Origin of the sequence: Microbulbifer harenosus (assembly GCF_005771435.1) — a bacterium.
Taxonomy (GTDB): domain Bacteria; phylum Pseudomonadota; class Gammaproteobacteria; order Pseudomonadales; family Cellvibrionaceae; genus Microbulbifer; species Microbulbifer harenosus.
Map to the genome: position 1 here is coordinate 63,114 of NZ_VANI01000013.1, position 17,708 is coordinate 80,821.

A 17,708-nucleotide genomic window follows, 5' to 3' on the forward strand; every position below is an offset into this window, starting at 1 on the left:
GCGCAATATCCGCGCTTCCCAGCGGTGGTTTTCCGGTATTTGTTGCGCAGCCGGCTGCCACCGCTAAAATGCCAGTCCTTCTTTGATACACGACCAAGATTCACCTGATCCCCGGGGCCCGGAATGATTCCAGCACTGCGCGAAATCAACGCTGTACAGGCGCTCTACCTGCAGTTTCTCAACGCACTCAAGCAGGCGGGCTTCCGCGGCGACACCAGCCCCAGCTACGCCAGTCGCACGGTGCTTGCCACCGACAACTCCATCTACCAGGTGCTGCCCCAGGCGGTGGTCTACCCGCGGGACGTGCACGACCTGCAGCTGCTGATGGAACTGGCGGAGCGCGAGGAGTTCCACAAGGTAGTGCTGTCTCCCCGCGGCGGCGGCACTGGCACCAACGGCCAGTCCCTCACCGACGGCCTGGTGGTGGACATCTCCCGACATATGAACCGCATCCTCGAAATCAATCCCGAGGAGGGATGGGTGCGGGTGCAGGCCGGGGTAGTGAAGGACCAGCTGAACGCGGCACTGAAGCCCCACGGACTGTTCTTTGCCCCGGAGCTTTCCACCAGCAACCGCGCCACCATCGGCGGCATGATCAATACCGACGCCTCCGGCCAGGGCTCCTGTGTCTACGGCAAGACCCGCGACCATGTGCTGGAACTCAGCACCGTGGTGATGGGCGGCACACTGTGGCAGTCGCACGTTATCGACGACGCCGACCTCGCTGCAATCAGCGAGCAGGACAGCCGCGTCGGCAAGATCCACCGCACCGTAGAAGGCATCCATCGGGAAAAACGCGAGTTGATCGACGCCCGGTTCCCCAAGCTGAACCGCTGCCTCACAGGCTACGACCTCGCGCATATCCGCGATAGCGAGAAGGGCAAAGACGGCCGTTTCAATCTCAACAATATCCTGTGCGGCTCCGAGGGCACCCTGGGCTTTATCGCCGAGGCCAAGCTAAACCTGCTGAAGATCCCCAAGTGCGCGGCACTGGTAAACCTGAATTACGACCATTTCCAGGATGCGCTCAAGGATGCCAGCGACCTGATGAAGGCCGGCCCCACGTCCATCGAGACCGTGGACAGCAAGGTGCTGCAGCTGGCCATGGGAGACATCGTGTGGGACAGCGTGAGCGAGTTTTTCCCGCAGAACGAAAGGCCGGTGAACGGCATCAACCTGGTGGAATACACCGCCGATTCCGAGGAAGAGCTGGACGCAGCGCTGGCCGGATTCACCGCTCACATCGACAGTCTGATCGGCCAGCCCGGCAAGAGCTTCGGTTACACCATCGCCCGCGGCCACGCCCAGGTAAACCGGATCTGGGGGATGCGCAAGCGCGCCGTGGGCCTGCTCGGCAACGCCAAGGGTGAACAGCGTCCGATCCCGTTTGTGGAAGACTGCGCGGTACCACCGGAAAACCTCGCCGACTTTATCGCCGAGTTCCGCGCCGCGCTGGATGAAGCCGGCTTCGCCTATGGCATGTTTGGGCATGTGGACGCCGGTGTGCTGCACGTGCGCCCGGCCATCGACATGAAAGATCCGGAGCAGGCCAGGCAGGTCCGGGTCATCACAGAAAAAGTGGTGGAACTGGCGCAAAAGTACAACGGCCTGTTGTGGGGCGAACACGGCAAGGGCGTGCGCTCGGAGTTCGCGCCGGCATTCTTCGGCGAGCTGTATCTGGAGCTGCAGAAGATCAAGGCCGCCTTCGACCCGCGCAATCAGCTGAACCCGGGCAAAATCGCCACCCCCAGCGCCGCCTCCAGCCTGCTCAAGATCGATGAAGTGCCGACCCGCGGCGAGCACGACCGGCGGATTCCGGTACAGGTATGGGAGGGTTACTCGGAGGGAGTTTACTGCAACGGCAACGGGGCCTGTTTCAACTGGAACCCGGACGATGCCATGTGCCCCTCCTACAAAGGCACCCGCAACCGCATCCACTCACCCAAAGGCCGTGCCTCGCTGATCCGCGAGTGGTTGCGCCTGCTGGCGGACAGATCCGTCGACCCGGAAGCGGTGGCGCGCAAGAGCCGCGAGCAATCCTTCATCATCGGCCTGCCCGGGCGCATCAAGAACAGTCTGGCCAAAGCCCGCGGCGAGTACGACTTCAGCCACGAGGTGAACGAGTCCATGCAGGCGTGCCTGGCGTGCAAGTCCTGCGCCGGCCAGTGTCCGATCAAGGTGGATGTCCCCACGTTCCGCGCCAAATTCCTCGAACTCTACTACAGCCGCTACCTGCGCCCGCTGAAGGATTACTTCGTCGGCAGTCTGGAATTCGTGATGCCACATCTGGCGCGGGTGCCCCAGTTGTACAACCTGCCGCTGAAACTGAAGCCGGTGCGCTGGCTGCTGGAACGCGGCCTCGGCCTCGCGGACTCTCCCAGTCTCTCCGCCACCAGCCTCGACAGGGCCATGCGTGAACTGGGCGTGCCCTACGCCAGCCGCGAAAGCCTGTGTGCCATGGGCCCGACGCAGCGCGCCAAGGCCGTCGTGATTGTGCAGGATGCCTTTACCAGTTACTTCGACGCGGACGTGGTGGCAGATACACTGCGCCTGCTCAAACTGCTCGACTTCAACCCGCTGGTGGCGCCGTTTCGCGCCAACGGCAAACCCCTGCACGTGCACGGCTTCCTGCGCCAGTTCGCACAAACCGCCGCCGGCAACAGCGCCATGCTCAACAGCCTCGCCGAATACGGCGTGCCACTGGTGGGCATAGACCCGTCCATGACACTCACCTATCGCGGCGAATACCAGAAGCTGCTGGGAGACAAGGCGCCCAAGGTATTACTGCTGCAGGAGTGGCTGGCCGGGCACACCGATCACCTCGCCACCAACCGCAACCGTCTGCAGGCCGGCCGTTTCACCCTGCTGCCCCACTGCACCGAGCAGTCCAACGCCGCCGGTTCCGGTAAACAGTGGCAGGAGGTGTTCGCCGCGCTGGGTATGGAGCTTAATACACAGGCCGCGGGCTGCTGTGGCATGGCCGGCACCTACGGTCATGAAGTGGCCAACCGGGAGACCTCGCGGGTAATTTTCCAGCAATCCTGGGCGCCGAAACTGAACGGCGATACCAGCGCCATTCTCGCCACCGGTTACTCCTGCCGCTGCCAGAGCAAGCGCTTTGCCGATACCAGTCTGCGCCATCCACTGCAGGCGCTACTGGCGCAAATCGAGGATTCAGGGTTTACTGTCAGTACGCACTAACTTCTCGCCGGCGCACCGGCGAGCCTCGGGAACATCTGGTAATGTTGAGTCCGCGGAAGAAACCGGCCCCTTATCGGTACAAAGCCCTTGGCGCCGCCCTGCTGGCGGCGCAGCTTATCGCGGCCGCACCGGCACTGACGGCGCCGGCGGAATCCGGCCCCGTGGCGAGGCTGATCGCGCAGGCCGAAGAAACGGCCCTGTCGGGCGACTACGATGCCGCCCTGCCACTGTATGAGCGCGCCATTGCCGGGCTCGCCAACGATCCGCGCCATCAGAACCTGCTGCGTTACCGCTACGGCATCGTCCTGAATGCCCTCGGCGGCGAACGCCCCGACCTCTATCCGCTGGCCCGCAGCCAGTTCGAAGCGGTTCTTACCTATATCGAATCCTCTCCGGGGCTTCCCTTCGAGCACTCGGCCGCACGGGTGCGCTCCGCCATTGCCCATACCTACCATCAGCACTCGGCACTGCAGGACAACCCCAACAAGCGCGCCGCCATGCTGCGCAACGCCTACCAGCTCTACGCCAGCGCCATCGGCGATCTGCGCCAGGAGCGCGACTGGCAGAACCTCGCCATCACGGCCTTCAACATCGGCCAGGTGTGCGAGTGGCAGGGCAATCTGGAAGAGGCCATTCAGTGGCTGGAACAGGCAGTAGACCTGGACCGCCGCCACGGCTTTGAGGATCTGGAAGAGGACATGGCCTATCTGACTTCATTGCGAGAGATGGTCAACCCGCGGCAACCCGCGGGTGATACCGCCATCTGACTCACTACAGCCACAGTCCCTGACTGCCCGCATCGAGACAGCCATTCCCCCACGGCCCCGTATCCCGGAGGAAAACGATGCGTTCCCGTTGGCATTTCAAGCGGAAATATCGCGCCTAACAGCAGTGGTTTTCTATCGCCCCAATAGGCGGAGTCTTGCGTCAAACATAAGAAAAACCGCTCACTCATCCCTCCTACACCGCTGTCATCGACAGTATTTCGCCGTTTTGAACAACCAGTCGCAAATAATCCGAAAAAAATTTTGTTCCACAAACCCATACCTCTCACCACCCAAATCGCACAAATTTCAACCAAACCGAAATGACATCGCTGTCAGAGAGTGTTGCCGGTTGGAAACGGGAGACTCATCGAGACCAGTTTTTCGCCACTGGTTCCGTCATTAAAGCGTAACAATTGAATACATGCTCCTATATCTGTGGACTTTGATAGCAAATTCGTCTACGAACAAAAAATAACCGATTACTCTGTGGGGGAAATTGCCGCTGTCGCGCAAAAGATTGATTCAGATCAAGTGGCGTTTAATATGGCCTTCCCTGATCAAAGATTGATCACTTATTACGAAATCAACTTGGAGGCCGAGCAGACAGGATCGGTCTGTGACCAAAGAGCTTCCAGAGGTAATGAGACTTATGCGACAGAGCCTTAAAAAGTACATCATCGTAATCGCCGCTTCACTTGCAGCACTTGCCGGTGGCGATGCGTTCGCCACGATCAAGAAGGAACCTGACGGAAAGAAGAAATCCATGACCGTCACCGCCACGGCCTACAACTCCATTGAAGGCCAGACCGATGACGACCCCTGGACCGCGGCCTGGAACAACCGCCTGCGTCCGGGAGACAAGATCATCGCGGTATCCCGCGATCTGGAAAAACACGGCCTGACCAACGGCGCCAAAGTAAGGATCGAGGGCCTGCCCGGCACCTACACCGTGCGCGACCGTATGAACAAGCGCTACACCAACCGCATCGACGTGTGGATGGAAAAGGACCTGAAAAAAGCGCGCGCCTGGGGCAAGAAAAAACTGAAGATCATCTGGCACCCGGAGAAAAAATAACACGCCGGTCAGAGGAAAACGTCGCTAAGAAAACGTTGCCTGCCAGAACCTTGCCTGGAACTCAGGTCCCGGAACGGAACCGGACCACAGAAAGTACACAGGGCTTTGCCAAGCACTGCTTTCAAAACAAAACCCCGCTCTTGCGGGGTTTTGTTTTTTGGGCAGGGAATTTCTGGTGTTCTCCGCGGTTCAGGGCTCGGTGGTGGTTTCAATTCCGGGCAGTTCGCGACAGCCCTCGTTCTCAATGTAATAAATGCTCGGCTGCCGCGTTTCACTGTAACGGTGTTCAACACCCTCATCGCGGAATACCAACAGGTATTCCTCCTTCACCCAACCTTTGTCGGTGCGATATTCCGTCAGCCACAACAGCGCGGGAGAGCTCTCGTGGCAGTCGCCGTAAAACATCCGGGTTTTTTCCACCAACTTTTTCGTCAGGTAATCGCGATACCGCCCCGGGTAGCTAAAGCGCTCACCGGAGAGATTGATTTCCGTCACACCGTCAGCGTCGCCATCCATCTCGGCCTGGGACTGGTCCCGCTGCATGGCCGTGGTCTCATCACGCGGCTCCCGATTCTGCTCGGCAAATCTCTCCGGCTCCGGCGTCTCGTCCGCATCCCGGGCGGGAAAGGCTTCTCCGTCGATTTTCTGCAAAAAGATCGCCGTGTTTTCGTCGCAGTCGATACAGGTCCGCCCGGCGATAATGGCATATCCGCTCAGTTCGGAAATAAGGCGCGCCTCGGCCAGATCTACACTGAGCACGCGATCGTCCGACAGTTTGAGTTCAATATCGGAAATCGCCGGCACGGCGCTGGTATAACAGATCAGGGGGAGCACAAGGCGGGGAAGGAATTTTTTCATGCAGAGCAACCACACATCATACATCTGCAGACCGCGATCAGTTGGCGCCGCCAGGGCAACTTTCCTTGCTGCCCGTGGCGGCACCGCGATTGGGTAGTGCTGTTACACTGTCGCGATTCCCTTCTATGTATAACCTTAGCAGCCCAGAAAAAACCTGCGGTGTATGGCGCTATTTATTTGTAAGCGCACTTGTGGCTCGCAGTCACTCTCCAGCGCATGACTGAAAAGTCGCCTATCCGGGACACCGGGGTCAAGGCGCCTCCCAGCTGCCACTGGACTCCGCAGGGCCGATAAAGGCCCCCAACCCCTCTTCCTTCAGTGCGTCCAGCGCCTCCTGCAGCGCCTCGGCATCAGTATCAAACGTGTCTTCCCACACGGTGGAGTTGTTGTGTTCATCCACAATTTCCAGCAGCCAGCCCCCCTCGCCATCCTCGTAGATGTCGATGTTGACGGTGTGATTGCCATCGCTGTAGGCGCGGCAGAGCGGAGAGTCCTGGGGAATGAAGTCATCGGCCATGGGAAAAACCTCGCTGGCATTGCTCGCTGGAATAGCACGTTTGCATGGAGAGAAGCGGAAACGGCGGCCAATCTGACAACTTATGGATCATCGGTCAAGGCCCGCCCGTCACTGTCGAAAAAGTGTACGACGGCATCGGCGAAGTTTTGTTAAAATACGCGGCGATTTTTACCCTTGCCCCGGATTTACGCTCCGGCCTGCAAAAGGACCCCCAACAATGACCGAACCAACTATCGTGGTCTGTGCGCTGTACAAGTTTGTCAGCCTGGACAATTTCGAATCCCTGCGCGAACCGCTGCTCAAGGTGATGCTCGACAACGAGGTGCGCGGCACCCTGTTGCTGGCGCGCGAAGGCATCAACGGTACCGTGGCCGGCCACCGCGCCGCCATCGATACCCTGCTCGCCCACCTCAAGTCCGACCCACGCCTCGCCGAGCTGGACTACAAGGAATCGTTCACTGCAGAAATGCCGTTCCTGCGCAGCAAGGTCAAACTGAAGCGCGAGATCGTCACCATGGGCGTCGAGGGCATCGACCCCCGCCGCACTGTGGGCACGTATGTCAAACCCCGCGACTGGAATGCCCTCATCTCCGACCCCGAGGTGCTACTCGTCGACACCCGCAACGACTACGAATACCAGGTGGGCACCTTCGAGCGCGCGGTCAACCCCAACACCACCAGCTTTCGCGAGTTCCCGCAGTATGTGAAAGATCATCTGGATCCGCAGAAACACCGCAAGGTGGCGATGTTCTGTACCGGCGGTATCCGCTGTGAGAAGTCCACCGCCTACCTGAAGGAACAGGGTTTCGACGAGGTGTATCACCTGCAGGGCGGCATCCTGAAATACCTGGAAGAGGTGCCGAAGGAAGAGACCCTGTGGAAAGGCGAGTGCTTTGTATTCGACGACCGCGTGACGGTGAACCACGATCTGGAACGCGGCAGCTACCAGCAGTGCAACGCCTGCCGTATGCCGGTTACCGACGAGGAAATGCAGTCGCCGCTGTTCGAGCAGGGCGTCAGCTGTCCTCACTGTTTTGACGCGGTCTCAGAAGCCGACAAAGCGCGTTTCCGCGAGCGGGAAAAGCAGATACAGCTGGCCAAGTCCCGCGGTGAAGAGCACCTGGGGCACGATGCCAAGGCCACCACCCAGACCCGGCGCCAGCAAAAACAGGCACTGCGTCAGCAGCAGGCGGAGCAGACGCGCGGCGCCGGATGATATCGCCGCAGCGGCGGATACGGCGCGGGTTGGGGTGCCCCTAACCGGGCACCTCCGCCGTGCTGACAAGCCACTTCATGGCTGCCGCTTCGGTAACAAATGAAAAAAGCTCCAGGCCGTTTTCCTTCGCCTTGGCACGCATCACCGCGGTGGTGTTGAGCTCCACCCGATTCAGCATCGCGATACGCGCACCGGACATTGCCGGCAGCTGCGCCAGATACACACCGTAGCGCTGCTGTTCCTCAAGACTCATGGACATTTTCGTCACCCGGCGCACATCCGCCAGCACCCGCAGGGGTTTCAGGTGGCCATATTTCGCCACCAGCTGGTGTAACGCTTCCAGACGATTTTCGAAGGTTGCTTCGCCGTATAAAAGCATACAGACCACTCGACGCTGACTGTCGTATCGGATCCGAAAACTCATTACTGCTACTACTCCAATCCGCTCACTGACAATTCCTGTGGCGTATCCCGCACCCGCCGCCCGGCAGATCGGCGATTCCGCGAAGTCGGAGCAGTTTAGAAGCTTCCGTCAACGAGTGACGCAAAAGACTACTGAAAATTTCAATTCTGGAATTTTTTTCTCAAAACAGACAAAAAATGAGAAATCACTCACAATGGAGCCTTGCGCGACATTCCCGGCAGATTCGCGCACAGCAATTTGAGCGCGAGTCCGCCGGAAAGTGTTTTCGGAGTGGGTCCGCGAGGTGGCGAGGTTCAGGCGCGGTTGCGCCCGCCTTCCGCACTGCCGGTCAACCACTCAACCGCGGCGTGCTCGGTGACGAACTCAACCACTTCCATGCCCTCCGCCTGCGCGGTGCTGTTGATGATGACATTGGCGTTGTGATCAACCGAATGCAGGACCGCGGCGCGGCCGTGGCTAAGTCCCTGCAGATGCGCCGCAAAGCGACCGAACTGACGGCGCTCAGAGGTAGAGAGAACGATGTCTGCACGGCGGACATCGACCAGCAGTAACAACGGGTTGAGGTGGCCGAATTTTTCCGCCACCTGCCTCGCCGCTGCCAGCTTCTCCACGAGCTCCACACGTTCAAAAAAAACGACATTAACGATACGGTTGGTGGGATTAAGTCGAATATGGAAACTCAACATCCATCTCCTGAACTGCCCAGAAAACCGGCCAGGGCGCCATTGCCCTGACTGAATGACTTCTTGTACGCCCTGCTGCCCCATCCGGATCACCGCAACCGGCAATCAGCGTCCAGTTGTCGGCTGCGCAAACATTCAGCCTTGCTCTATCTCCGGCAATACACCGCCATCGCCCTGAGCCATCCACACCTGCGCGGCCGCCTTGCGGGCAATTTCCCGGTAGAGTCCTGCCACCTCTCCGGCGGGCTCCGCCGCCACTGTTGGCTCGCCGCTATCGGTCTGCTGACGTATAGACATCGCCAGGGGCAAACGACCCAGCAACCGGGTATCGTAGTCGGCCGCGATTTTTTCACCGCCACCGGCCCCAAAGATCGGCTCCTGATGTCCGCAGGCGGAACAGGTGTGCAACGCCATATTCTCAACGATGCCCAATACCGGTACCGATACCTTGCGAAACATTTCCACACCCTTGATGGCATCCACCAGCGCCAGGTCCTGCGGCGTGGTAACGATCACCGCCCCCGCGAGTGTCACCTTCTGCGCCAGGGTGAGCTGGATATCGCCGGTCCCCGGAGGCATATCCACCACCAGGTAGTCCAACGCTTCTTCATCGTCCTCCGCCCACAGGGTCTGGGTGAGCATCTGATTCAGGGCACCGCTCGCCATCGGGCCGCGCCATACCGCAGGGGTGTCTTCCGTGAGCAGGTAACCGAGGGACATGGTCTTGAGCCCCTGCGCCGCCACCGGCACGAAGAACTTGCCGCCCTTCACTTGCGGGCGCACACCCTCGGTGCCGAGCATGGTGGGCAGGCTGGGACCGTAGATATCCGCGTCCAGCAGCCCCACGGAGGCACCTTCGGCAGCCAGCGCCAGTGCCAGGTTCACGGCGGTAGTGGACTTGCCCACGCCGCCCTTGCCGGATGCCACCGCAATGATGTTCTTCACCGCCCGCAGTGACTCAGGCACATCGCCGGATTCTGTGCGCGGCACATCGAAAAACAGATCAAACTTCAGTTCGGCTCCCGCAAGGGGGCCGTCGGCCAGCAGCGGTGCGCAGGCAGCGCGCACGCGCCGGGCCCAGTCATCCTGCTGGCTGTCGCAGGGGTAGCCGAGAATCACACTTGTATAGACGGTGCCGTCTTCGATCCCCACTTCGATGTCCGCATCCAGTGCATCCAGCGGCAGGTCGGTGGCAGGGTCTTGCAGCGCGCCGATGACTTCCGCCATCCGTTCGAGCTGCTCCTGCACCTCTGCGGGGATATCTTCGTGGTCATGGTCGTGCTCATGCCCGCAATCGCGGTGATGGCCGTCGCAATGGTGGTGATGATCGGTCACGCTGTTTTCCTCACTGGCGCTGTGTTCGGGCCGGCATTTTGGACAGGCCCCGCTGTGAATACAAGGTCAATGCCGGAAGCCACCCCAAGGGTAGTCCACAGCCGTGCGGGTGCCGTGCAGGGCCCGTTTCTGCTATATTCCGCGCTCTTTTTCGGCGGCGCGATTCCTCTTCGTGTTGTTCGCAGCCGCCGGGCGAATCCATTCCGCCCACCATTATCACTGACGACCATTACAAACAGCCTCGCAGCCTTTGGAAGCCAAGATGTCTCACACCGACCATCAGCCCAGAAACATCCTCGTCACCAGTGCCCTGCCCTACGCCAATGGCTCCCTGCACCTGGGTCACATCCTCGAGTACATCCAGACGGATATCTGGGCCCGCTTCCAGCGCGCCCGCGGCAACCAGTGCCTGTATATGTGTGCCGACGACGCCCACGGCACCGCCATTATGCTGAAGGCGGAACAGCTGGGCCTGACGCCCGAGCAGCACATCGCCAATATGCAGGCGGAGCACGAGCGCGACTTCGGCGGCTTCCTGATCAGCGTGGACAACTACCACTCCACCCACTCGGAAGAGAACCGCGAACTGTCGGCGATGATCTACAAGCGCCTCAGAGAAAACGGCCATATCGCCTCGCGCACCATCACCCAGGCCTACGACCCGGAAAAAGAGCTGTTCCTGGCGGACCGCTACATCAAGGGCACCTGCCCGAAATGCAAGACCGAAGACCAGTACGGCGACAACTGCGAAGCCTGTGGTGCCACTTACAGCCCCACCGAGCTGATCAACCCGGTGTCCGCCATCTCCGGAGCCACCCCGGTGGAAAAGGAGTCCGAGCACTTCTTCTTCACCCTGCCGGCGTTCAACGAGTTCCTGCGCGAGTGGACCCGCGCCGGCCACCTGCAGAGCGAGATGGCCAACAAGCTGGCGGAGTGGCTGGACGAGGGCCTGCAGGAGTGGGACATCTCCCGCGATGCGCCCTATTTCGGCTTCGAAATTCCCGACGCGCCGGGCAAGTATTTCTACGTGTGGCTGGACGCACCCATCGGCTACATGGCGAGCCTGAAAAACTACTGCGACCGGGAAGGCCTCGACTGGCTCGATTTCTGGAAAAAAGACAGCAGCGCCGAGGTGTACCATTTCATCGGCAAGGACATCGTCAACTTCCACGCGCTGTTCTGGCCGGCGATGCTGCACTCCGCGCAGTTCCGCACCCCCACCAAGGTGTGCGTGCACGGTTTCCTCACCGTGAACGGCAAGAAGATGTCCAAGTCCCGCGGCACCTTCATCAACGCGCGCAACTATCTCGACCACCTGAACCCCGAGTACCTGCGCTATTACTTCGCCGCCAAGCTCACCGCCGGCGTGGACGACCTCGACCTCAACCTCGAGGACTTTATCGCCAAGGTGAATTCGGATCTGGTGGGCAAGGTGGTGAACATCGCCTCGCGCACCGCCAAGTTCGTGAGCAAATCGGGGGGCGCTCTGGCTGCAGAAATTGCCGACGAAGCGCTGTGGAACCAGTTTGTGGAAGCGGCCCCGCGCATCACTGAGTTTTTTGAAACCCGCGAATACAGCCGCGCCGTGCGCGAGATCATGGCACTGGCGGACGCCGCCAACGCCTGGATCGCCGACAAGGCGCCCTGGTCGCTGGCGAAGCAGGAAGGCAAAGAAGCGGAAGTGCTGGCGGTGTGCTCCCAGGGCGTGAACATGTTCCGCGCGCTGATCACCTGGCTGGCGCCAGTGCTGCCGGAAACCGCGAAAAAAGCCGAGGAGTTCCTCGGTGTACAACTCAACTGGAACACCGCCACCACCCCGCTCGCCGGCCACAGCATCAACGAGTTCAAGCCGCTGATGCAGCGGGTGGAAAAGGCACAGGTGGAAGCAATGCAGGAAGCGGCGAAGGAATCCCTCGCGCAATTGCAGGCGGAAGCGAAGCCGGCAGGCGCCGCCAGCGAAAATAAAAGCGGCCCGCTGGCGGACGATCCCATCGCCCCGGAAATCCAGTTCGATGATTTCGCCAAGATCGACCTGCGCATTGCGCTGATCGCCAACGCCGAGCATGTGGAAGGCGCCGGCAAGCTGCTGAAGCTGACCCTGGATCTCGGCGGCGAGACCCGCCAGGTGTTCTCCGGCATCAAGAGCGCTTACAAACCGGAAGACCTGATCGGCAAGCACACGGTGATGGTGGCCAACCTGGCGCCGCGCAAGATGCGCTTCGGTGTGAGCGAAGGCATGGTGCTGGCCGCCGGCCCCGGTGGCAAGGATCTGTGGATTCTGGAACCCCACAATGGCGCCCAGCCAGGCATGCGGGTGATGTAAACCACGCGTTGTAGGAGCCTGCCTGCAGGCGAATGGTTCATGGCACGAGTCATTCGCCTGCAGGCAGGCTCCTACAAGTCATCGATTACCGGTGGCGGCGCCGCCACGATACTCGCTAAGTAGCACCCCCCAGGCGGCCCTCAGGGGCCATTTTCTGCTCCACAACCTCATCGGCAATCGTTCCGCAGAAAACAGCCCCTGAGGGCCTTAGCGAAAAGCTCTGTTACTCGAAAAAGGACGTATTCCATGCGCGGTGTTTTTCTCGATACCCTCACCATGAAACTGGAAGAGCTGGATACTTCCGCACTGGAAAAGGTTCTCGACCACTGGGACTTTTTCGAATCCACAACGCCTGATCAAACCGCCGAGCGCATCCAGAACGCCGATGTGGTCATCACCAATAAAGTGGTGCTCGACCGCGCGCTGATCGAAAACGCCCCCAACCTTAAACTCATCTGCGTCTGCGCCACCGGCACCAATAATATCGACCTCGATGCCGCGGCCAGAAAAAATATTCCGGTAAAAAATGTTTCCGGTTATACCGGCAGCTCGCTCGCGCAGCACACCATGGCCCTGCTGTTGGCACTCGCCACCCGCTGGCACCAGTATGCAGCCGATGTAAAAAACGGGCGCTGGAGCCAGTCGCCGATTTTCTGCCGGCTGGATTATCCGGTGATGGAACTGGCGGGAAAAAATCTCGGCATCATCGGCTATGGCGATCTCGGTCGGAAGGTGGCAGGGCTTGGGGAGGCGCTGGGGATGAACATCCTGATCGCGCAATCATCGACTGGTGAAGAAAAACCAGGAAGGGTAGCGCTGGAAAAGCTGGTCTCTGACTCCGATGTCATCAGCCTGCACTGCCCGCTCACCGCGCAGAACAGCAAAATGGTGAACAGCGAGTTTCTCGCGGCGATGAAACAGTCCGCCTTTCTGATCAATACCGCCCGCGGCGGCCTAGTGGATGAAACCGCCCTTGCGGACGCTCTGAAGCGCGGAGTCATTGCCGGCGCGGCCCTGGATGTGCTTGCGGTGGAGCCACCGCCGGCGGATCACCCGCTGCTCGCGCAGGATATTCCCAATCTCATTATCACCCCCCACAACGCATGGATCAGCCGCGAGAGCCGCCAGCGCCTTCTCGACGGCGTGGTCAACAATATTCGCCAATGGCTGGATGCCTAACGTTCTAACAGCTTACCGAAAGGTTATCCACGGCCTGTTCAACCCGGGTTTGCGGACGGTCTGTCCCCGCCCGGTTTAACATGCCGTTTTTCCAAAGCCTGCTAAATTCCAGAAAATTCTATCCGCGATGCAGCTGATACCAATCTGTGCAAACGCGTAAAAATGTTCAGTTTCCCTGGCCCTCGACCCTATCCTTCTATTTCACCTTGAATCCCCGAGGACCAATATTATGGCAAGCGCAAAATCTCCCAACGGTGGTACCGGTCTCCATTCAGGCCGGGAAAAGTTGCAGCAGGCCTACCACCTGGCCGGCGAAGCCGCCCAGGATACTGCCGAGCATATGAAAACCCGTGCCCGCGAAACTGCGGGTCATATGAAGACCCGAACCCGCGAATCCATGGAAAAGGGTAAGCAGAGAGCACACGATGTGGCCGAGCGCGCGGAATCATCTATTAAGGCCCACCCTCTTGTCAGCGTCGGGTGCGCCTTTGCTGCGGGATGGCTCATCGCAAAAATCTTCAAGTGAAGAACCGCGGGGCAGTCTGATATGCCCCGCAGAACGATTTTATAGGCGCGGTCCTGGCTTAGGGCCTTAGGGCCGGGTCTGCCTGTTTAAACAGCCAGAATGACACTTGATGGGGTGCTGTTGATGGCCGCTCCGGAAAAATCCCACCCCCTGTATGCCGAGGAATATGCAGACATCGACAATGCTGCCCCCCCACCAACAGAAGACTCGTTGCGGGCCGACATGGCGGCACTGATGGATCGGGCAGAAGCCACCCTCACACTGGCTACCGCCTGGACGGAAAATCTTACCCGCCTCGCCCACCTGGAGTTTCAGCGCACTGTGACGGCCGGCAAACGCATTGTCGCCCTGTTACTACTGGCGTTTTTTCTGGCCATTGCACTGGTAGTGAGTCTGTGCGCCGGGCTGGGCCTGCTCGGGTACTACTTCTTCCAGTCCGTGTATATCGGCTTCGGCATTTTTCTGTTGGCGCAGCTGCTGACAGTCGCGGTTCTCCTGTTGTCTGCCAGCCGACTGCGCAAGCTGTTGGGATTCGATGAAACACGCAAACAGGCAAAGGAGGCGATCGACGATGTCACTGCGCTCTTTAAACAGAGAGATTGAGCGCCATGGGCGGGAAATGACGCGGCAGCGCCACTGCGCCCTTTCGCTGATTCGGCAGCAGAAAGCGCTGGTGGCCACCCAGGCGGAAAAAATTCCCCTGCCACTGGCAATGGGTGCGGCCTTCGCCGGAGGGTTTATTCTGCAGAAATTCCTGAATAGCCCCACGCCGGCAACACTGATGAACTGGTACCTCACGTACCAGGCCTTCAGCAAGGGATCCAATTGATTTCATGCGCCCGCTTTGCCGGCTTCCACAGTCTGCTTTTCTGACGTGGAACTCGCGCTATCGCTAACCCCGTCACTTGCACTGCGCTCGCCACTGCCGATCTGCAGGATTTTCTCCGCAACGTCGGCTAGTTTCAGGTTCATCTCCATCGCTCGGGTCTGCATGGTGCGGTACGCATCCTCTTCGGTCAGCCGCAGGCGCCGCATCAGAATCCCCTTGGCTCTCTCCACCCGCTTTCGCTCGGTAAGTGCGCGGCGGGTCTGCTCCAGCTCTTCACTTACCCGGTGGATGTGCGCCACCTGGGAACGGATCAGGTCGTACAGAGAGTGCGCCAGATGCTGACCTGGCAGCGGCGTCACCATAGTGTCCGGTGTACTGCCGTAAAGACCCGGGACCTCCGGGTCAAACAGCACCGCGAGCGCCGGTGGGCGCGTCCAGCCGGTGGATTTCATTCGCTGCAGTTGTGCATAGTGGTGCCCCAGTTCGGACTGCGACTCCGCCACCCGCTGGCGGCTCACCTGCAGCAGGCGCGCCGCCATCGCATCTTCAAGCCGGTGCATCGCGTCGATACGCGCGGTCGCCAGCTCATACCATACCTCGCTGATTTCCGCGGCAATGGGTTCGCCGTCTTTCAGCCCGGCAATCACCCCCCGTAAACGCTGTAAATCCCGGGATTCCTGGCAGTCTTCAACGGCTCGCCAACGCGCAAGCTCCGTCTCGCCGGCAAATTCCGCAAACAGTTCCAGACTGCGGCGCTGGCAATCCTGTAGTTGTGCGAGACGCTCGTGCAGCTTTTCGTCGAAGCGGCTCCCGGCAAAGCCAATCGCCCCCCACGCGCGTTCCTGTCCGGAAAATTCTTTGGCCTGCATAAAGTTGAACAGCGCCACGAGGAGACGTGTTACCTCCGGGTCGTCCGCCACATCGGCGGCCTCGAACACCACCGACAACAACCCCGCGATCAACCGGCAGAAGGCATCGGTGGACTCAAGCGCGCTTACCTCAAAGGCGTCGACATGGCGGCGCAGATTGGCGAGTTCATCCAGTCCGTGTAAGGAGTAGGCGATGCTGTTCAGCAGACGCATATTCTGCGGACTGTCGCTGCGGGTAGACTGCAGGTAGCGATGGTGCAGCAAACGCCGAAACGCTGCCTCGCTAGCCGCGCAGTTCCGGATTTGTTGCTGGCGCTGCCCGGAGAAACGGAACCCGGCGGAAACCAGGTAGATATTGCTGATACCCCGCTCCCGCTGCAGCTGATGTACCAGGTCAGAGACCGTGGTCGCCAATTCGCAGCTGCCGACCAGTCGCTCCAGCGCCTGGATTTCTGCGCGCTTGGCGGCCAACAGAAATTTTTCCGCGTCGTCGCTCGTTAAGGACATGTCTGTGGGCATGGCTGCGCTCCCCTATGCAAGGTCACAATTCCATTCCAGCAATAAATATTCCACTCACGCCGCATCACCGGAAATTTCTCCACTCGACGCCAAAAGCACCAGACTGGAGCGCAACAACAGCCTTGCACCAAAATGGAACTTTCCGGGTGCGTATATTTCGCAGCACGCCTGTATCTGGCGCGAGGGTAAACAATTTTCCATACCCACCCACTGATGCCCCCTTTCCATAGCGCCGGCCCGCAGCGGAATTAAAAAGTTGGCATCGAGATTGCTTTGACTTTGCAAGTACAAACGCATGTACAGGTTTCGCGCCATCTCCACAGGAGCAGACGCGAGCCATACCGGGCAACCTGCCCAATACAATCAGAACACTCTGGATAAAGGCGTCCATCACTTTCCGGCAGAAGCCGGTCTGTGTGGCCGCCTTTTTTTGTGCTTGGGTGCCGTCCAGCGCGCGTTGAAAGCAGCAAGGTGCACAGTCGTCGGTCCAGCACAGCAGAACACCCGATCTCGAACACAAAAAGGTGATCACTATGGCTTATCTCATCCCAACGGAATTCGTGACCAAAATGGTCGACGCGGGGGAATCCAAGATTTACATGTCCACCCGCGACACCCTGGTGCGCGCCTACATGGCCGGCGCCATTCTGGCATTGGCTGCGGTATTTGCGGTGACCGTAGCCGTGGCCACCGGTTCACACCTGATCGGCTCCATCCTGTTTCCCGTGGGTTTCTGCATGCTCTACCTGATGGGATTTGACCTGCTGACCGGTGTGTTCGTGCTCACGCCGCTGGCGCTGCTGGACAAACGCCCGGGCGTTACCGTGCAGGGTGTATTGCGCAATTGGGGGTTGGTATTTGTCGGCAACTTTGCGGGCGCACTGACCGTCGCCACTATGATGGCATTTGTCTTCACTATGGGGTTCAACACCGAGGCCGGCGCTGTGGGCGAAAAGCTCGCGTCCGTTGGTGAAGCTCGTACCCTGGGTTACGCCGAGTACGGCGCCGCCGGCTGGTTCACGATTTTCCTGCGCGGCATGTTGTGTAACTGGATGGTGTCCATGGGCGTCGTTGGCGCGATGATTTCGACCCATGTCAGCGGCAAGGTGCTGGCCATGTGGATGCCGATCATGTTGTTCTTCTTTATGGCCTTCGAGCACTCCGTAGTGAACATGTTCCTGTTCCCATTCGCCATCATGATGGGCGGTGACTTCTCGGTGATGGATTACCTGGTCTGGAACGAAATTCCCACCGCGCTGGGCAACCTGGTGGGTGGCCTCGCCTTCACCGGCCTCACGCTTTATAGCACCCACTACAAAACTGCGCCGAAGCGTCAGCTGACTGCCGAAAGCAGCAAACCCGGCAAAGAAGCACTTGCCTGATAACC

18 protein-coding genes are annotated in these 17,708 nt (G+C 59.7%); 11 read left to right on the forward strand and 7 right to left on the reverse strand.

Translation table 11 applies throughout. The features are described 5' to 3' along the window. Nucleotides 1–123 precede the first annotated feature (123 nt). The 3 genes from ydiJ (at nucleotide 124) to FDY93_RS12655 (ending at nucleotide 5,043) form a co-directional block, all read left to right on the forward strand. Nucleotides 124–3,201 carry a D-2-hydroxyglutarate dehydrogenase YdiJ gene (gene ydiJ, locus FDY93_RS12645; protein ID WP_138236125.1) on the forward strand — a complete coding sequence of 1,026 codons (3,078 nt, stop codon included), beginning with the start codon at nucleotides 124–126 and terminating at the stop codon, nucleotides 3,199–3,201. 41 nt (nucleotides 3,202–3,242) lie between these two features. After that, the gene (locus FDY93_RS12650; protein WP_138236126.1) at nucleotides 3,243–3,968 is read left to right on the forward strand and encodes a tetratricopeptide repeat protein; all 726 of its coding nucleotides are present in this window, start codon (nucleotides 3,243–3,245) and stop codon (nucleotides 3,966–3,968) included. A 640-nt stretch (nucleotides 3,969–4,608) separates the two neighbouring features. Beyond that, nucleotides 4,609–5,043 (forward strand): 3D domain-containing protein, encoded by a 435-nt coding sequence (locus tag FDY93_RS12655; RefSeq protein ID WP_246068571.1) that lies wholly within the window; start codon nucleotides 4,609–4,611, stop codon nucleotides 5,041–5,043. Between the two features lie 189 nt (nucleotides 5,044–5,232). Here the strand turns inward: FDY93_RS12655 and FDY93_RS12660 are convergent, their stop codons facing one another. Beyond that, on the reverse strand, nucleotides 5,233–5,901 hold the full coding sequence (locus FDY93_RS12660; RefSeq protein WP_138236127.1) for a hypothetical protein: 669 nt from the start codon (nucleotides 5,899–5,901) through the stop codon (nucleotides 5,233–5,235). Between the two features lie 250 nt (nucleotides 5,902–6,151). Next, nucleotides 6,152–6,418 (reverse strand): hypothetical protein, encoded by a 267-nt coding sequence (locus FDY93_RS12665; RefSeq protein WP_138236128.1) that lies wholly within the window; start codon nucleotides 6,416–6,418, stop codon nucleotides 6,152–6,154. 44 nt (nucleotides 6,419–6,462) lie between these two features. On the opposite strand from FDY93_RS12665, the gene FDY93_RS19490 reads away from it, so the two are divergent. Further along, nucleotides 6,463–6,639 carry a hypothetical protein gene (locus FDY93_RS19490; protein ID WP_171018980.1) on the forward strand — a complete coding sequence of 59 codons (177 nt, stop codon included), beginning with the start codon at nucleotides 6,463–6,465 and terminating at the stop codon, nucleotides 6,637–6,639. After that, nucleotides 6,636–7,634 (forward strand): oxygen-dependent tRNA uridine(34) hydroxylase TrhO, encoded by a 999-nt coding sequence (gene trhO, locus FDY93_RS12670; protein WP_138236129.1) that lies wholly within the window; start codon nucleotides 6,636–6,638, stop codon nucleotides 7,632–7,634. Before FDY93_RS19490 ends, trhO begins: the two co-directional genes overlap by 4 nt. 40 nt (nucleotides 7,635–7,674) lie before the next feature. On the opposite strand, the gene FDY93_RS12675 is transcribed toward trhO, so the two are convergent. The 3 genes from FDY93_RS12675 to apbC form a co-directional block, all read right to left on the reverse strand. After that, entirely contained in the window at nucleotides 7,675–8,013 is a 339-nt protein-coding gene (locus FDY93_RS12675; RefSeq protein ID WP_138236130.1) for a hypothetical protein, read from the reverse strand. 338 nt (nucleotides 8,014–8,351) lie between these two features. Further along, the gene (locus FDY93_RS12680; protein WP_220446188.1) at nucleotides 8,352–8,741 is read right to left on the reverse strand and encodes a hypothetical protein; all 390 of its coding nucleotides are present in this window, start codon (nucleotides 8,739–8,741) and stop codon (nucleotides 8,352–8,354) included. A 135-nt stretch (nucleotides 8,742–8,876) separates the two neighbouring features. Continuing rightward, entirely contained in the window at nucleotides 8,877–10,076 is a 1,200-nt protein-coding gene (gene apbC / locus FDY93_RS12685) for an iron-sulfur cluster carrier protein ApbC (RefSeq protein ID WP_281282513.1), read from the reverse strand. 262 nt (nucleotides 10,077–10,338) lie between these two features. Between apbC and metG the strand changes: the two genes are divergently transcribed. From metG to FDY93_RS12710, 5 genes are all read left to right on the forward strand, one after another. Then, nucleotides 10,339–12,399 (forward strand): methionine--tRNA ligase, encoded by a 2,061-nt coding sequence (metG, locus tag FDY93_RS12690; protein ID WP_138236132.1) that lies wholly within the window; start codon nucleotides 10,339–10,341, stop codon nucleotides 12,397–12,399. 246 nt (nucleotides 12,400–12,645) lie between these two features. Continuing rightward, a complete protein-coding gene (locus FDY93_RS12695; RefSeq protein WP_138236133.1) occupies nucleotides 12,646–13,578 on the forward strand; it encodes a D-2-hydroxyacid dehydrogenase in 933 nt (310 codons plus the stop codon). Nucleotides 13,579–13,807: 229 nt separating this feature from the next. Next, a complete protein-coding gene (locus FDY93_RS12700; RefSeq protein ID WP_138236134.1) occupies nucleotides 13,808–14,104 on the forward strand; it encodes an ElaB/YgaM/YqjD family protein in 297 nt (98 codons plus the stop codon). Nucleotides 14,105–14,203: 99 nt separating this feature from the next. Beyond that, nucleotides 14,204–14,707: a hypothetical protein gene (locus FDY93_RS12705; RefSeq protein WP_138236135.1), complete on the forward strand. Its 504-nt coding sequence runs from the start codon at nucleotides 14,204–14,206 to the stop codon at nucleotides 14,705–14,707. 16 nt (nucleotides 14,708–14,723) lie between these two features. Continuing rightward, the gene (locus FDY93_RS12710; RefSeq protein WP_138236136.1) at nucleotides 14,724–14,933 is read left to right on the forward strand and encodes a hypothetical protein; all 210 of its coding nucleotides are present in this window, start codon (nucleotides 14,724–14,726) and stop codon (nucleotides 14,931–14,933) included. A gap of 2 nt (nucleotides 14,934–14,935) precedes the next feature. Here FDY93_RS12710 and FDY93_RS12715 read toward each other — a convergent pair whose 3' ends face one another. Together FDY93_RS12715 and FDY93_RS12720 are read right to left on the reverse strand one after the other, a co-directional pair. Further along, the gene (locus FDY93_RS12715; protein WP_138236137.1) at nucleotides 14,936–16,321 is read right to left on the reverse strand and encodes a nitrate- and nitrite sensing domain-containing protein; all 1,386 of its coding nucleotides are present in this window, start codon (nucleotides 16,319–16,321) and stop codon (nucleotides 14,936–14,938) included. Between the two features lie 54 nt (nucleotides 16,322–16,375). Then, nucleotides 16,376–16,618 (reverse strand): hypothetical protein, encoded by a 243-nt coding sequence (locus tag FDY93_RS12720; protein WP_138236138.1) that lies wholly within the window; start codon nucleotides 16,616–16,618, stop codon nucleotides 16,376–16,378. A 236-nt stretch (nucleotides 16,619–16,854) separates the two neighbouring features. Here FDY93_RS12720 and FDY93_RS12725 point away from each other — a divergent pair, with 236 nt between their 5' ends. Further along, nucleotides 16,855–17,703: a formate/nitrite transporter family protein gene (locus FDY93_RS12725; RefSeq protein ID WP_138236139.1), complete on the forward strand. Its 849-nt coding sequence runs from the start codon at nucleotides 16,855–16,857 to the stop codon at nucleotides 17,701–17,703. Nucleotides 17,704–17,708 lie beyond the last annotated feature (5 nt).

What these genes read in the sequence shown, in the direction of transcription:
- FDY93_RS12675 (WP_138236130.1), bottom strand. Translation starts at nt 8,013, where the DNA reads ATGCTTTTATACGGCGAAGCAACCTTCGAAAATCGTCTGGAAGCGTTA.
- FDY93_RS12655 (WP_246068571.1), top strand. Translation starts at nt 4,609, where the DNA reads ATGAGACTTATGCGACAGAGCCTTAAAAAGTACATCATCGTAATCGCC.
- FDY93_RS12720 (WP_138236138.1), bottom strand. Translation starts at nt 16,618, where the DNA reads ATGCGTTTGTACTTGCAAAGTCAAAGCAATCTCGATGCCAACTTTTTA.
- FDY93_RS12660 (WP_138236127.1), bottom strand. Translation starts at nt 5,901, where the DNA reads ATGAAAAAATTCCTTCCCCGCCTTGTGCTCCCCCTGATCTGTTATACC.
- FDY93_RS12715 (WP_138236137.1), bottom strand. Translation starts at nt 16,321, where the DNA reads ATGCCCACAGACATGTCCTTAACGAGCGACGACGCGGAAAAATTTCTG.
- FDY93_RS12710 (WP_138236136.1), top strand. Translation starts at nt 14,724, where the DNA reads ATGACGCGGCAGCGCCACTGCGCCCTTTCGCTGATTCGGCAGCAGAAA.
- FDY93_RS12650 (WP_138236126.1), top strand. Translation starts at nt 3,243, where the DNA reads ATGTTGAGTCCGCGGAAGAAACCGGCCCCTTATCGGTACAAAGCCCTT.
- metG (WP_138236132.1), top strand. Translation starts at nt 10,339, where the DNA reads ATGTCTCACACCGACCATCAGCCCAGAAACATCCTCGTCACCAGTGCC.
- FDY93_RS19490 (WP_171018980.1), top strand. Translation starts at nt 6,463, where the DNA reads ATGGAGAGAAGCGGAAACGGCGGCCAATCTGACAACTTATGGATCATC.
- trhO (WP_138236129.1), top strand. Translation starts at nt 6,636, where the DNA reads ATGACCGAACCAACTATCGTGGTCTGTGCGCTGTACAAGTTTGTCAGC.
- ydiJ (WP_138236125.1), top strand. Translation starts at nt 124, where the DNA reads ATGATTCCAGCACTGCGCGAAATCAACGCTGTACAGGCGCTCTACCTG.
- FDY93_RS12665 (WP_138236128.1), bottom strand. Translation starts at nt 6,418, where the DNA reads ATGGCCGATGACTTCATTCCCCAGGACTCTCCGCTCTGCCGCGCCTAC.
- FDY93_RS12705 (WP_138236135.1), top strand. Translation starts at nt 14,204, where the DNA reads ATGACACTTGATGGGGTGCTGTTGATGGCCGCTCCGGAAAAATCCCAC.
- FDY93_RS12695 (WP_138236133.1), top strand. Translation starts at nt 12,646, where the DNA reads ATGCGCGGTGTTTTTCTCGATACCCTCACCATGAAACTGGAAGAGCTG.
- FDY93_RS12700 (WP_138236134.1), top strand. Translation starts at nt 13,808, where the DNA reads ATGGCAAGCGCAAAATCTCCCAACGGTGGTACCGGTCTCCATTCAGGC.
- FDY93_RS12725 (WP_138236139.1), top strand. Translation starts at nt 16,855, where the DNA reads ATGGCTTATCTCATCCCAACGGAATTCGTGACCAAAATGGTCGACGCG.